10 protein-coding genes are annotated in these 14,053 nt (G+C 67.8%); 9 read left to right on the plus strand and 1 reads right to left on the minus strand.

Translation table 11 applies throughout. From position 1 onward, the window contains the following. Position 1: 1 nt before the first annotated feature. The 5 genes from ACSFA2_RS11465 (at position 2) to ACSFA2_RS11485 (ending at position 6,323) form a co-directional block, all read left to right on the plus strand. Entirely contained in the window at positions 2–1,678 is a 1,677-nt protein-coding gene (locus tag ACSFA2_RS11465; RefSeq protein ID WP_435455445.1) for an ATP-binding protein, read from the plus strand. Positions 1,679–1,742: 64 nt separating this feature from the next. Then, positions 1,743–1,988, plus strand: coding sequence for a GlsB/YeaQ/YmgE family stress response membrane protein (locus ACSFA2_RS11470; protein ID WP_435455446.1), 246 nt, complete (start codon positions 1,743–1,745; stop codon positions 1,986–1,988). Positions 1,989–2,021: 33 nt separating this feature from the next. Beyond that, the gene (locus ACSFA2_RS11475) at positions 2,022–2,348 is read left to right on the plus strand and encodes a hypothetical protein (protein ID WP_435455447.1); all 327 of its coding nucleotides are present in this window, start codon (positions 2,022–2,024) and stop codon (positions 2,346–2,348) included. A 148-nt stretch (positions 2,349–2,496) separates the two neighbouring features. Further along, entirely contained in the window at positions 2,497–4,722 is a 2,226-nt protein-coding gene (locus ACSFA2_RS11480) for a metallophosphoesterase (protein WP_435455448.1), read from the plus strand. Between the two features lie 11 nt (positions 4,723–4,733). Continuing rightward, positions 4,734–6,323: an esterase-like activity of phytase family protein gene (locus ACSFA2_RS11485; RefSeq protein ID WP_435455449.1), complete on the plus strand. Its 1,590-nt coding sequence runs from the start codon at positions 4,734–4,736 to the stop codon at positions 6,321–6,323. Positions 6,324–6,360: 37 nt separating this feature from the next. Here ACSFA2_RS11485 and ACSFA2_RS11490 read toward each other — a convergent pair whose 3' ends face one another. Beyond that, on the minus strand, positions 6,361–7,035 hold the full coding sequence (locus ACSFA2_RS11490; protein ID WP_435455450.1) for a histidine phosphatase family protein: 675 nt from the start codon (positions 7,033–7,035) through the stop codon (positions 6,361–6,363). Between the two features lie 230 nt (positions 7,036–7,265). On the opposite strand from ACSFA2_RS11490, the gene ACSFA2_RS11495 reads away from it, so the two are divergent. The 4 genes from ACSFA2_RS11495 to ACSFA2_RS11510 all read left to right on the plus strand — a co-directional run bounded on the left by ACSFA2_RS11495 (position 7,266) and on the right by ACSFA2_RS11510 (position 13,967). Continuing rightward, positions 7,266–10,619, plus strand: a complete 3,354-nt coding sequence (locus ACSFA2_RS11495; protein WP_435455451.1) for an autotransporter outer membrane beta-barrel domain-containing protein — start codon at positions 7,266–7,268, stop codon at positions 10,617–10,619. Between the two features lie 168 nt (positions 10,620–10,787). Next, positions 10,788–12,038, plus strand: coding sequence for an NAD(P)/FAD-dependent oxidoreductase (locus ACSFA2_RS11500; protein WP_435455452.1), 1,251 nt, complete (start codon positions 10,788–10,790; stop codon positions 12,036–12,038). Positions 12,039–12,069: 31 nt separating this feature from the next. After that, positions 12,070–13,533: an N-acyl-D-amino-acid deacylase family protein gene (locus ACSFA2_RS11505; protein ID WP_435455453.1), complete on the plus strand. Its 1,464-nt coding sequence runs from the start codon at positions 12,070–12,072 to the stop codon at positions 13,531–13,533. Then, the gene (locus tag ACSFA2_RS11510) at positions 13,530–13,967 is read left to right on the plus strand and encodes a YybH family protein (RefSeq protein ID WP_435455454.1); all 438 of its coding nucleotides are present in this window, start codon (positions 13,530–13,532) and stop codon (positions 13,965–13,967) included. Before ACSFA2_RS11505 ends, ACSFA2_RS11510 begins: the two co-directional genes overlap by 4 nt. Positions 13,968–14,053: the final 86 nt, after the last annotated feature.

A 14,053-nucleotide genomic window follows, 5' to 3' on the forward strand; every position in this document is an offset into this window, starting at 1 on the left:
GGTGGAGCGCCGGGTTCTCATCCACGCACCGCGTGGCCGTGACGCGGCCGTGGTGCAGCAGGTGCTGCAGGACATCCAGCTGGTGGCCGTCGTCTGCGCCTCGGCCGATGCCATGCTGGCCGACCTCGATCTTGGGGCGGCGGCAGCCATCCTGACCGAAGAGTCGCTGCTGCAGGTGCCCGAGGCGCCCCTGCGTGCCTGGCTGATGGCGCAGCCGAGCTGGTCCGATTTCCCCTTCATCGTGCTGGCCTCGCGCGACGCCGGCGGCCGTTCGCGCCAGGCGCTGGCGCTGCTCCAGACGCTCGGCAATGCCTTCGTGCTGGAACGTCCTGTGCACACCGAGACGCTGGCACGCGCCGCCGACGCCGCCGTGCGGGCCCGCCGACGCCAGTACGCCACGCGGCTGCACCTGCAGCAGCTCGAGGACACGCGCGCCGAGGTCGAGCGTCTCAACACGGAGCTGGAAGTGCGCATCGCCTCGCGTACGCGCGAGCTGGCTGGCGCCAACGACCGGCTGATGGCCGAGATCGCCGAGCGAGAGCGCGCCCAGGCGGCGTTGATCCAGGTGCAGAAGATGGAGGCCATCGGCCGGCTCACCGGCGGCATCGCGCACGACTTCAACAACCTGCTGCACGTGGTCAACATGAACCTCGACCTCGTGGCCCGCGTGGCCAAGGACGAGAAGGTGCTGGGCATCGCCTCGCGCGCCAAGGGCGCGGTGGGGCGGGGCGCGAAGCTCACCGGCCAACTGCTGTCTTTTGCGCGCAACCAGTCGCTGCTGCCGCGCCTGACCAATGTGAATGAGCTGCTGGACGGCATGCGCGAACTGGTCGCGGTGTCGGTCGGGCCGTCGGTGCAGGTCGAGCTTGCCCTGTGCGCGGAGCCGGCGTGGGCCGTGCTGGACGCCAACCAGCTCGAGATGGCGGTGCTCAACCTCGCGGTGAATGCGCGCGATGCATTGCCCAACGGGGGCACGCTGTCGATCTCCACGCGGCTGTCCCCCAGCGTCGGCGAACTGCCCCCCGGCGACTATGTCGCGGTGTCGATTCACGACAACGGCATGGGCATTCCACCCCACCTGCTCTCCAAGGTGTTCGACCCCTTCTTCACCACCAAGCCGGTGGGCAGTGGGACCGGGCTGGGCTTGAGTCAGGTGTATGGCTTCGCGCGCCAATCAGGCGGCCTGGCCCTGGTGCGCAGCGAGGAAGGCCATGGCACGCAGGTCGAGATGGTGTTCCCGGCGTCGCGCGAGCGGGCGTCGGCCGTCGGCACGCCGGTCGCGACCGCGCCGCAGGACCATGCCTCGCGGCGGCAGCGGGTGCTGGTGATCGAAGACGACGCCGAGGTCCGCCGTGCCATCGTCGAGAGTCTGTCGATGCTGGGCTATGTGGTGAGCGAAGCGGCCGATGGCGCCGCCGGCCTGAGCGCGCTGAGTGCGGCGCCGCAGGACCTGCTGGTGGTCGACTACGCGATGCCCGGCCTGAACGGCGCCGAGGTGATCGCCAAGGCCCGCGAGATGGTCGGCGACATCCCGGTCATCCTCGCCACCGGCTACGCCGACATGGCCGAGGTGGGGCGCGTGCTCGGCACCCAGTCCATCCTCATCAAGCCCTTCGACATCTCGACGCTGGCGAGCGCGGTCTCGAAGGCCCTGCCGCAGCCGGCGCCGATATCATGAGCCGGCGGTACGGCAACAACCACTTTCTTTCAGCCCACCGTCTCATCACTTCAAGGGAATCACCATGAGCATCGTCTGGACCATTCTGATCGGCTTCGTCGCAGGCCTCGTCGCGCGCGCGCTCAAGCCGGGCAACGACTCGGCCGGCTTCATCATCACCACGCTGATCGGCATCGCCGGTTCCCTGATCGCCACGTATCTGGGTCAGGCGATGGGCTGGTACACGGCGGGGCAGGGCGCGGGCTTCATCGCCTCGGTCGTCGGCGCGATCGTGCTGCTGTTCATCTGGGGCATGCTGAAGAGGAAGTAGCCCACCCCCGAAGCACCATGCTTCGGTCGATGAATGGCACGGCGCCCGCACTACCACGTCTATGTGGTCGCACTCAACGACCGCGTGTGGAACATCGCCCGCTTTCGACGGGCCAACCCTGACTACGTGCTGGGCAAGCCCTTCGTCTATGTCGGCATGACCGGGCTGGACCCGGACGTGCGCTTCGACAAGCACAAGGCCGGTCTGCAGGCCAACCGCTACGTGACCGAGCACGGGCTGTACCTGCTGCCCGCCATCTACGAACGCTACAACCCGATGCGATACGACGAGGCGAGGTCGATGGAAGTCGAACTCGGCATTCGGCTGCGCGCGCTCGGCTACGGGGTCTGGCAGGCCTAGCGGCGGAGCGCTCCAATTGCCTCCTCTCTCCAGAGAGAGGCATGGTTGCCATGGCGCGGTAACGAGGCGTCAACATCATTCGGGCTCTGCCCTGCAGGCGCGCCGCCGCGCGCAACGCCTGCGGTTCCCGATTGACCTACTCCTCGGTATGAATTTTCTCTCTCCCACCACCCTGGGCGGGCGTGCACTGCTCGTGACCGCCGCCGCCGTTTCCATGCTCGTCGCCTGTGGCGGCGGAGGCGATTCGACGGTCGCGCAAGCGCCTGCCACCCCCCCGGCGCAAACGCCGCCCGCCACCCCACCTGTCGAAGCCAAGCCCGGCGTGCAGATCGCCTTCATGCCCGACATCCATTTCCACGATGTCTATGCGACCTTCAAGGACGGCTCCTTCCCTGGCGTGTTCAACCCCAAGACGGGGCTGCAGGCCACCATCCGCCTGATGCACGCGCAGATGACGTCGACGCGCCTGTTCAACGAAAACTACTTCGCCTTCCTGGCAGCGCTCGACGATGCCGTGGCGCGCGGCGTGAAGCTCATCGCCCTGCCCGGCGACTTCTCCGACGACGGTCAGCCGGTGCACATGCGCGGCCTGAAGAAGGTGCTGGACGACTACGCCGCCAAGCATGGTCTGCAGTTCTTCGCCGCACCCGGCAACCATGACCCGAACCGGCCGCTGGAACGTGCCGGCGGCAAGTCCGACTACCTCGGCCTCGACCCGAACTCGGGGCGTGTCGGCTTCCCGCAGCCCATCTACAGCAAGGACGGCAACGGCGACTGTGCCGCAGGCAACTACACCGGTGCCTGGGCCAAGGTCAACTTCTCGTACTGCACCGAGGAAGTCAAGGAGATGGGCTACGCCGGCATCACCGAAGCGCTCGACCAGCATGGCCTGATGCCGAAGGCGGCGTACAAGTATTTCGAGACGCCGTACAGCAGCTACAGCTACCAGAACTACACGCTCGCTGAAGCGAAGGCGCAGGCCGTGTGGAGCCGGCGCGAATTCGAGATATGCGCACAGGGCGCCGGCGGCACCTCCAAGCAGAGCGGCTACACCTTCTGCCGCAACACGCCCGACACCAGCTACCTGGTCGAGCCGGTCGAGGGCGTCTGGCTGGTGGGCATCGATGCGAACGTCTACGTGCCGACCGGCGCCGGCGCGAACGACTTCAACGGATCGGGCGACGCTGGCTACAACAAGATGCTGACGTACAAGCCGCACGTGATCGCCTGGCTCAAGGACGTCGTGGCGCGCGGCAAGGCGCAAGGCAAGCAGGTCATCGCCTTCAGCCACTTCCCGATGAGCGAGTTCTTCAACGGTGCCTCCGACGACATCGTGGCCCTGCTGGGCGCCGGCAAGATGCAGATGGTGCGCCGCCCCACGGAAGACGTGACCAAGGCGCTCGCCGACACCGGCCTGCAGGTCCACGTGGGCGGGCACATGCACTTCAACGACACGGCGATCCGCACCTACGACGATGGCCACGGGCTGGTGAACATCCAGGCGCCGTCGATGGCAGCCTACGTGCCGGCCTACAAGCTGCTGACGCTCAAGGACGCGACCCACATTGACGTGCAGACCGTGCGGCTCGACGACGTGCCGCGCTACGACGAGATGTTCGACCTGTACCGCCAGGAGCACAGCTACTTCAGCGACTACGGTTTCATGCTGCCGGGCGGCAGCAACGGCGTGCTGTGGGACAAGAGCATCCTCGACGCCAAGAGCTACGGCGAGTTCAGCACGCGCTACATGTCGGAACTCGTGCGCCTGCGGCTGCTGAACGACGACTGGCGCTGCGAGATGCGCGAGCTGGTGAAGAGCCCGCTGTACGGCTCCGACCTGCTGGTGCTCTCGCAGCTGAAGACGGCCGTCACGCTCAAGCAGCTGGCCAACACCGGCAACCGAAGCCTGTTCAGCACCGCCTTCTTCGCCTGCCTGTCCGAGGCCGGTGGCGACGGCAGTTCGCAGGCCGTCTATGCGACCGACCTGGCGACGGCACAAGCCAAGGCACGGGCACTCGCGAACGCGGCAGGCCTGCGCCTGGAGGACTTCAACGACTGGAAGGCGATCGACCTTGCCGGCGACTTCGTGCGCCTCGCGAACGCCGGCGATCTGGCCTTCAACGACATTCCGGCCGCACGGGCCAAGCAATACAAGGTGATCGCGCAGGCGCTGGAAGCCACCAACGCCACGCTCGGGCTGGACGGCACCCAGGTGCGCAACGACAACGTGGTGGGCGCCGTGTTCCAGGCGCGCTTCAAGCCGCTGATGGAGATCCTGCTCAAGCTGGCCAAGGGTGCGCCCACCCAGCATTTCGTGATCGACCTCGAGGCCAACACCTTGACCGACCTGACCACCACCGCAGCGCCTTTCTGAAGAGTTTCGACATGAACGACAAGAACCAAGATTCGGGCCTCGTGCCTTTCGGTGCCATCACGCGTCCTGCCGACGCAGGCCGGCGCGGTGTGCTGCGCAGCGGCGTGGGCGTGACGGCGTTCTCGCTGCTGGGCGCGAGCAGCGCCTTGCTGAGCGCCTGCGGTGGCGGCGGCGACGGCGGCACCCCGGCGCCGTCCCCCGCACCGGCACCGCCTGCGCCGCAGCCCCCCGCGCCGGCGCCCGCACCGGAGGTCAGCGCGCCCACGCTCACCGGCCATGCCGTGCTGCCGGCCGACAGCTATGTCGCCGGGCCGACCTCCGGCCAGTTCGTCTCGGGCGGCGACCTCGACCGTGCGAAGAACACCTACGGCTACACCCTGCCGTTCACGTCCAGGCAGCCGATGCAGGGCTTCTCGGCGATGGTGCCGGGGCCGGTGACTGGCACCTTCTACGTGATGCAGGACAACGGCTTCGGCGGCCGCGCTGCGTCGCCCGATGCCCTGCTGCACATCTACGCGGTCAAGTTCGACTGGGACAACCGCGCAGTCGTCCCGGTGAACTTCCAGACCGGCGCCGTGCTGGCATCGTTCACGCCCGAGAGCTACATCCGGCTGAGCGACCCGTACCGCAACCTGGGCTACCCGGCGGTCGCGGACATGGTGAACTACCCCGGGACGACCCAGTCGCCGGCAGGCCAGACCGTTGCGGTCGACCCGGCCATCATCTCGGGTCGATGGCTCACCGGCTACGACATCGACCCCGAGTCGATGCAGATCGATGCCCAGGGCAACCTGTGGATCGGCGACGAGTTCGGCCCCTTCCTGCTGAAGTTCGACCGCCAGGGTCGGCTGCTGTCGCGCGAGATCCAGATCCCGAACCTGCGCCACCTTGGCAGCAACGCACTGATCCAGACCTCGAACAACCCCTACATCCAGGGCAACACCTCGGTGGCCAATCTCGGCGGCTCGGGCGGGCTGGAGAGCATGGCGATCAATGCCAGCCGGACCAAGCTCTATGCGATGTTCGAGAAGGAAATCTCGGGCGATGACAACCGCTACCGCACCATCAGCGTGTTCGACATCGCGACCCAGAACTTCGAGACCAAGACCTTCATCTACCGCGTGAGCGTCGGCCAGCGCATCAATGGCGACGGCAACCTCGAGACCGAGGTCTACACGCCCAACGACATGGTCGCCATCAACGACACCCAGTTCCTCGTGATGGAGAAGGACAGCGGCGCGGGCGACGTGCGCACCGGCAAGTTCGCGGCCTCGGGCACCTGGCGCAACGCGGCCCGCTTCAAGCGTGTCTTCAAGATCGACCTGACGCAGGTGGATTCGTCCGGCGTACTCATCAAGGAAGAGGTGGTTGACCTGATGCAACTGCTCGACCCGACGGGCATCGGTCGCGAAGCCACCATCGACGGCGTCTTCACCTTCCCCATGGAATGCGTGGAGGTGGTGACCATCGTCGACGCGCAGACGCTCATGTTCGTCAACGACAACAACTACCCGGGCGGCTCGCCCTCGCGCCTGACCGCCAAGCCGGACGACAACGAGTTCATCCGCGTTCGCCTGCCCAAGCCGCTCGCCACGCCCTGAGCGCCAGCCGCACGCCTGACGATGCGGCCAGGCGGCGTCAGGCGTAGCTGACCATGTCTTCATATGCCGGCCCGTCGAGGTGCGGCAGGGCGTTGAAGGTCAGCAGCATGTGCCGCTTGGGCGTGAAGACGAACTCGGTCACGGCCGTGTTGCGGATGCGCATGTTCAGCTCGATGGTGGTTTCAGGGCTGGTGCCGAGCACGTGGCCGACCGCGGTGCTGATCGGCCCGCCGCTCGACACCACCAGCACCTTCGCCCCGTGGTGCCGGGCGCGCACATGGTCGAGCGCGGTGGTCACGCCGGCCAGGAAATCCACGTAGCTGGGCATGCCGACCGGGGCGGTGCGGCCCTGCATCCAGGCGCCCAGTCCGTCACGCAACAGCCGGAAGTGGTGGCGGTAGAGCTCGGGCGTGTCGGGTTTCTGCAGCTTTTCGGGGTGGATGGTGGCGATCAGCGCTTCGCTGTCGTACTCATTGAGCCCCGGCCAGGGGAGCACGTCCTGCGCTTGCAGGCCGAGCCCTTCGGCGATCCCTTCCCAGGTCTGCCGATGCCGTTTCAGCGTGCCGGTGATCACCGCGTCGAAGCGCATGCCGCGCTCGCGCCAGTAGTCGCCCAGCCGCACCGCCTGACGCCGGCCGAGTGCACTCAATTGGTCGTAGTCGTCCGCACCGAAGCTGGCCTGGCCGTGGCGCACGAGGTAGAGCTGTCCCATGCGGCGATTGTGTCCAGAACATGCGCCGACCCCGTCACGGCGGCGACTTTTGCTAGCGTTTTGTGAGCGCCTGCACGTGACATGTGCGTGACAAATGTCACGTGACGGTGCATTGATGTGTCAAAGCACGAAGTACAAAGTTCTAACTATGAAAGAATTGAGCACTTTCGTATAACAGCGCTCAGCGGTTCTTGCACCGTGATGGGGCGCACATCAGAGAAGAGTCTACCGTGAACAAGTCCTATCGCAGTGTCTGGAACCATGCCCTCGGCGCCTGGGTCGCCGTTTCCGAAATCGACCGTGCGCGCAGCGGTGGCCGTGGCGCCTCGGTCGTTGTGCTCGCTGCGGCACTCCTGGCAACCGGCGCCGCCGTGGCGCAGACCATCGTCTACCCCGACGGCAGCAACACCACTGCCGGCCTCGCGTTGGCGAGCGGGACCAACACCGCGCTCGAGGTGTCCGGGTCGGCCCAAGAGGCAACGCAGTCCGGTGTGATCTCCGGCGCCGGCGGATTCACCAAGACGGGCAATGGGCGGCTGGTGATCGGCAACCGTCGGCTGGATGGCGCCGCGGTCACCAACACCTACACCGGTGGCACGACGCTCAACAGCGGCTCGCTCGAAGTGACTTCCAACGACTCGCTGGGCACCGGCACGCTGACCATCAATGGCGGCACGCTGCGCGGCGGCGTCACGCTGCAGAACAACGTGGTGGTCAACAGCAGTTTCATTGTCGATCCGCTCGACACGCGCTTCAATTCGCTCAACCCGGCGGACGACTCGAAGCCGCCAGCGCGCGAGAACGGCCTCACGCTGAACGGCGCCATGACGCTGAATACCGATGCGACCATCGGCTTTGGCGGTCCGTCCTCGATCACCTATCTGCTGCGCCTGGGTGGCGTGGTATCGGGCAACCACAGCGTGATCTTCGAGGCGCCCACCACGCTCGGCTACTGGGGCGATGTCGACTTCGTCGGCAGCCAGTCCAACACCTACACCGGCCTGACCACGCTGCGTGGCAACCTGGTGATGGGCCTGCTGCGGACCGGCGGCGCCACGTCGATCGCCGGTGACCTGCTGGTGGAGAACAGCGCGACCGCCGCGATCGGCGTGAGCGAGCAGATCGCCGACACCTCGACCGTGACGGTGAACAGCACCAGCGGCCCGACCGTGAACGGTGTGCTGCTGCCGGGCCTGGCTTTCATCAACCCGAACCTCACCGAAACCGTCGGCACGCTGAATGGCGTCGGCACCATCGGTCTGGGCTCCAGCACGCTGCGCACCGGCGCCGGCGACTTCTCGGGCACGATCTCCGACGGCGGCGTGGCGGGCGGCAACGGCGCGATGGTCAAGTACGGCACCGGCGTCTTCACGCTGTCGGGCGTCAACACCTACGCTGGCGGCACCCGCGTCGAAGGCGGCACGCTGCGCGTCGCCAACAACAGCGCCGTCGGCACCGGTGGCGTCTCGCTGGCTGGCGGCACCACGCTGGCCTACGACAGCACACGCATGAGCGATCTCGCCAACGCCATCACGCTGACCGGCAATGCCGCGCTCGATGTGGCCAGTGGCGATGTGCGCCAGAGCGGCGCCATCGGCCAAAGCGGCGGCAGCCAGTCGCTGACCAAGACCGGCGCCGGCACGCTCGAGCTCACGGCCGCCAACAGCTACAGCGGCGGCACGGCCATCCAGGGCGGCGTGCTCGACATGAACGGCGCCAGCGCGCTGGGCAGCGGTGCGGTGCAGGTCGACGCCGGCGCCGGCCTGCGCATGAGCAACGCGGCCACGCTGGCCACACAGGCCGTGACCAACCAGGGCAGCGTCGACGTGTCAAATGTCACGGCCGGCACGGCCATCGGCTCGCTCAGCGGCAACGGCGACGTGCGGCTTGGCGCCCGCTCCCTCACGGTCGGCGGCCTGAATGCCAACGACACCATCGGCGGCGTGATTCAGGACGGCGGCGTGGCCGGCGGCACGGGTGGCAACCTCGTCAAGACCGGCACCGGCACGTTGACGCTGACCGGCGCCAACAGCTACACCGGCACCACCACCGTGGCCAGCGGCACGTTGCTGGCCGGTGCCGTCGACACGCTGAGCGCGGCCTCCGCCCACAGCGTGGCCGCAGGCGCCACGCTCGACCTGGCCGGCGCGAGCCAGACGGTCGCGTCGCTCGCCAACAGCGGCACCGTGTCGCTCGTCGGCAGCACGCCCGGCACGCGGCTGACCGTCACCGGCGCCTACGTCGGCAACAACGGCACGCTGCGCCTGGGCACCGCGCTCGGCGACAGCAGCAGCGCGACCGACCGCCTGGTGCTCAGTGGCGCCGGCGCCAGCGCCAGCGGCCGCACCACGGTGCAGGTGACCAACCTCGGCGGCCTGGGCGCCCAAACCACCGGCAGCGGCATCGAAGTGGTGAGCGCGCTCAACGGCGCGACCACGACCGCGCAGACCACCAAGAGCGCGTTCACGCTGGCCGGCGGCCACGTGGATGCCGGTGCCTTCGAGTACACGCTGCATGCGGCCGACGCGAGCGGTGCCGGCGACAACTGGTACCTGCGTTCGGAGACCACCGTGCCGACGCCGTCGCAAGCGATCACACCCGGCGCGCCCGCACCCGCCGTCACCGTGCCGACCTATCGCGCCGAAGTCCCGCTCTTCGCAGCGCTGCCGCAGCAACTGCGCCAGGCCGACTGGGCCATGCTCGGCAACCTGCATCAGCGCATGGGCGACGAGCCCGTGGCCGGCGCCGCCAGCACCGGCTCGCGCAATGCCTGGGGCCGTGTCATCAGCACCGGCATCGAGGTCAAGCAGCAGGGCGACGCATCGCCTGACAGCAAGGGCCGCCTCGACGGCTTTCAGGTCGGCACCGATCTGTGGGCCGACGGCAACTGGCACGCCGGCATCTACGTCGGCCAGCTCGACGGCGACGTCAGCGTGAACGGCCTTGCCAGTGGTGTACAGCGCAGCGTTGGCCGCAACGACCTGCGCTCGCGCTACCTCGGCGCGTACGCGACCTGGTACGGCGCCAACGGCTTCTACGCCGACGCCGTGCTACAGGCCGGCGACCACCGGGTCAGCGTGCAGCCGCAGGGCAACGCGTCCGCGTCGGGCAAGGGCGACAGCCAGACCGCCTCCATCGAAGTCGGCCAGTCGCTCGCACTCGGCCAGGGCTGGACCATCGAGCCGCAGCTGCAGCTCGTCTACCAGCGCGTCGACCTCGACGACGTGTCGATCTCCGGCGCCCGGGTGCAGCAGGACAGCGACAACGGCTGGGTCGCCCGTGCCGGTGTGCGCGTGAAGGGCGCGATGAGCACCTCGCTCGGCGCCCTGCAACCCTACGGCCGCCTGAACCTGTACCGCGCTTCCAGCGGCACCGACATCGCGCGCTTCGTCGGCCCGGCAGCGACCACCGACATCGCCACGCGCACCGGCGGCACCTGGGGCGAAGTGGCTGGCGGCCTGACGCTGGCCCTGAACCCGACCTGGAGCGTCTACGGCGAAGTCGGCCAGATGTTCGCCGTCGGCGGCAGTGCGCGCATCAAGAGCGGCGTGCAGGGCTCGATCGGCGTCAAGGCACGCTGGTAAGCACCGGGGTGCGGGTGTACGGCGGCATCGCCCCGTACACCGTACGCTGCGCGGCCTCGGCAGCGGCCGGCAGCAGACGGAAGAAGGTGGCGGTTATTGACGCGTTATTGTCATTCCCGCCAGTCATCGAGAACGGACAATGGCCTGTCCTGACACCGATGACTCACCATGCATTCCACCGCGACGGGCACTGACGTACTGGTTCTCGGTGCGGGCATGGTCGGCACCTGCACCGCGCTGCAGTTGGCCCTGCGTGGGCACTCGGTCGCGTTGGTCGACCGACGCGCGCCCGGCAACGAGACCTCCTATGGCAACGCCGGGATCCTCCAGCGGGAAGCGGTCGAGCCTTACGCATTTCCTCGCGCGTGGTCGACGGTGCTCGACGTCGCGCTGAAACGTGGCATGGATGTCGACTACCACTGGCGCGCCTTGCCCTCGATCGTGTCGCCACTGGCGCGCTACTGGCATGCCTCGGCGCCGTCGCGCTATGCGCCCATCGCACGCGACCACCGTCGCCTGATCGAACACTGTTTGAACGAGCACCAGGCCCTGATCGCTGCGTCGGGCGCCGGTGCGCTGGTGCGCCAGGAAGGCTATCGATTGGGCTTTCGCAGCCAGGCCGCGATGGACAGCATGGCGGACCGCGCTGTCGTGCTTCAGGCGCAACACGGCATCCGGCACACCCTCCTGGACGGTGATGCGCTGGCGCGCGCGGAGCCTGGGCTTCGCACGCGGTTGGCGGGTGCGGTGCATTGGCTGGACCCATGGTCCGTCAGCGATCCCGGCGCTCTGGTCCAGCGCTATGCCGATCGATTCGTCGCGCTGGGCGGCCATGTCGCCGAGGGCGACGCGGCCACCTTGACCGAACGGGCCGGTGGATGGCAGGTGCAGTCGGCGAGTGGCCCGTTGACCGCACGCCATGCGGTCATCGCCCTGGGGCCGTGGGCGAAGGAACTGACCTCCACGCTGGGGTACAAGCTCCCGCTCTTCGTGAAGCGCGGCTACCACCGCCACTACCGCGGCGGGCCGGGTCTGCGGCTTGCGCTGCTGGACGCCGAGCGTGGCTTTGTCATGGCACCGATGGCCCAGGGCATGCGCCTCACGACCGGGGCGGAGTTCGCTCGCCTCGGGGCGCCTTCCACCCCTGTTCAGCTGGAGAAGGTCGAACGTGCGGCGCGCGAGTTGATCGACTTGTCGGAGCCGGTGGAGGCTGAACCCTGGCTGGGCAACCGACCCTGTACCGTGGACATGAAGCCGGTGATCGGTCCTGCCCCCCGGCACGCGGGCCTGTGGTTCAACTTCGGCCATGCCCACCAGGGCTTCACCCTGGGGCCGGTCAGCGCTCGGTTGATGGCCGACATGATCGAAGGCACGACGCCTTTCGTCGACCCCGCACCCTACTCGCCGCTGCGATTTTGAACGCCGACCTTTGCCCAACCCAGGAATGCACATGACCGAGAAGCGCCGCCCCTATGACCTGCTGATCCGCGGCGGCACCGTCATCGACGGCACCAAGGCGCCGCGCTTCCAGGCGGACATCGGCATCATCGACGGCCGCATCGCCGCCATCGGCCGGCTCGATGGCCATGGGGCCGACGAGACCCTCGACGCCACGGGCCTCATCGTCGCGCCGGGCTTCATCGACTCGCACACGCACGACGACCAGGCGGTGCTGTCGCAGGCGCTGATGCCCTTCAAGATCTCCCAGGGGGTGACGACCGTGATCACCGGCAACTGCGGCATCAGCGCGGCGCCGTTGCGTGCCGACATGGCGCTGCCCATGCCGCTCAACCTGATCGACGCACCGGCAGAGGGGCGCTTCACGACCTTTGCGGCCTATCTCGAGGCGCTGCGACACACGCCGTCTTCCGTCAACGTTGCTGCGATGGTGGGCCATTCGACGTTGCGTGGCGTCACGATGAGCGACCTCGACCGGCCCGCCACCCGCGCAGAGATCGCGGCGATGCGTGCCCATGTCGAGGAAGCGATGGCGGCCGGCGCCATCGGCATGTCGACCGGCACCTTCTACGCGACGGCCGCGCACGCAACGACCGAGGAGATCATCGAGGTCGGTCGACCGCTCGGTGCCTGCGGTGCGGTCTACGTGACCCACATGCGCGACGAGTCCGACAAGATCATGGAGGCGATGGAGGAGTCCTTCGCCATCGGCCGCGCGCTGGGCGTGCCGGTGGTGCTGTCGCATCACAAGGCCATGCATGCGCCCAACTTCGGCAAGACGAAGGTGACGCTTCCCCTCATCCGGGAGACCATGAAGCACCAGTGCGTCGCGCTCGACTGCTATCCCTACACGGCGGGTTCGACCATGATCCGCGCCGACCGCGGCATGCTCGACGGCCGCGTGCTCATTGCCAGCAGCGAACCCCACCCCGAATGCGCCGGCCGCGATCTCGCCGACATCGCCGCGGACTGGGGCGTGTCGAAGCACGACGCAGCGCTCCGGCTCCAGCCGGGCAGCGCGATCTATTTCATGATGGACGAAGACGACGTGCAGCGCGTCCTGGCTTTCGACGAGACGATGATCGGTTCCGACGGCATCCCGCTGGGCGACAAGCCGCACCCGCGCCTGTGGGGGACCTTTCCGCGCGTGCTCGGCCACTACAGCCGCGACGTCGGCCTGTTCCCGCTCGAGACAGCCGTGTGGAAGATGACCGGGCTGACCGCACGAAACTTCGGCCTGCACCGCCGCGGCACCTTGAAGATCGGCCAACACGCGGACATGGTGCTCTTCGACGCCGCGACGATCCGCGATGCGGCGAACTACGAAACGCCGGCCCAGCCGGCCGAGGGCATCGACACCGTGATCGTCAACGGGGCGGTCACCTGGCGGCAAGGCGCGCACACCGGCGCGCGCAGCGGGCAGGTGATCACGCGCATGGACCAGGTGGCCAGATGAATGCGCCGGGCGGGACGAACGAGCACACCATTCGCGCGGCGCGGGCCTTCTCCAATCTGGCGATCGCGAACCAGGACATCGACGGGATATCGAGCCTCTGGATGGCGGACGTTCTCGTGCTGACCTCGACCTCTGTGCAACTCCTGGGCGCACAGGCCAATCGCCACTACTACCAGGCCCAGTTCACGCGCCGCCCCGATACGCTGTGGGTTCGCACACCCTCGTCGGTGTCCGTCATGTCTTCCTGGCGCGTTGCGCACGAAGAAGGGGATTGGACGGGCCAATGGACCGAGCCCGACGGACAGGTGGAATTGCGCGGACGCTACATGGCGCAATGGGTTTGCGTCGAAGGCGATTGGCGCATTCAAGGCGAGCTCTATGTGCCGACGTCTTGCATCGATGGCGTCTATGGCGCCGGACTTCAGGGACGTTAAGCGCAACGCGCAGGTGTTTTTCTGCAGCGATGGGGGCATGCCACCCGCAGGCGATCTTGCAGGCGGAAGCGACATCAGCTGTGCAA

The sequence above is a fragment of the Variovorax cryoconiti genome (assembly GCF_051216395.1).
Taxonomy (GTDB): domain Bacteria; phylum Pseudomonadota; class Gammaproteobacteria; order Burkholderiales; family Burkholderiaceae_C; genus Variovorax.

Bases quoted from the DNA above. Each gene is read 5' to 3' on its own strand.
- ACSFA2_RS11470 (WP_435455446.1), top strand. From the start codon at position 1,743: ATGAGCATCGTCTGGACCATTCTGATCGGCTTCGTCGCAGGCCTCGTC.
- ACSFA2_RS11475 (WP_435455447.1), top strand. From the start codon at position 2,022: ATGGCACGGCGCCCGCACTACCACGTCTATGTGGTCGCACTCAACGAC.
- ACSFA2_RS11480 (WP_435455448.1), top strand. From the start codon at position 2,497: ATGAATTTTCTCTCTCCCACCACCCTGGGCGGGCGTGCACTGCTCGTG.
- ACSFA2_RS11485 (WP_435455449.1), top strand. From the start codon at position 4,734: ATGAACGACAAGAACCAAGATTCGGGCCTCGTGCCTTTCGGTGCCATC.
- ACSFA2_RS11490 (WP_435455450.1), bottom strand. From the start codon at position 7,035: ATGGGACAGCTCTACCTCGTGCGCCACGGCCAGGCCAGCTTCGGTGCG.
- ACSFA2_RS11500 (WP_435455452.1), top strand. From the start codon at position 10,788: ATGCATTCCACCGCGACGGGCACTGACGTACTGGTTCTCGGTGCGGGC.
- ACSFA2_RS11505 (WP_435455453.1), top strand. From the start codon at position 12,070: ATGACCGAGAAGCGCCGCCCCTATGACCTGCTGATCCGCGGCGGCACC.
- ACSFA2_RS11510 (WP_435455454.1), top strand. From the start codon at position 13,530: ATGAATGCGCCGGGCGGGACGAACGAGCACACCATTCGCGCGGCGCGG.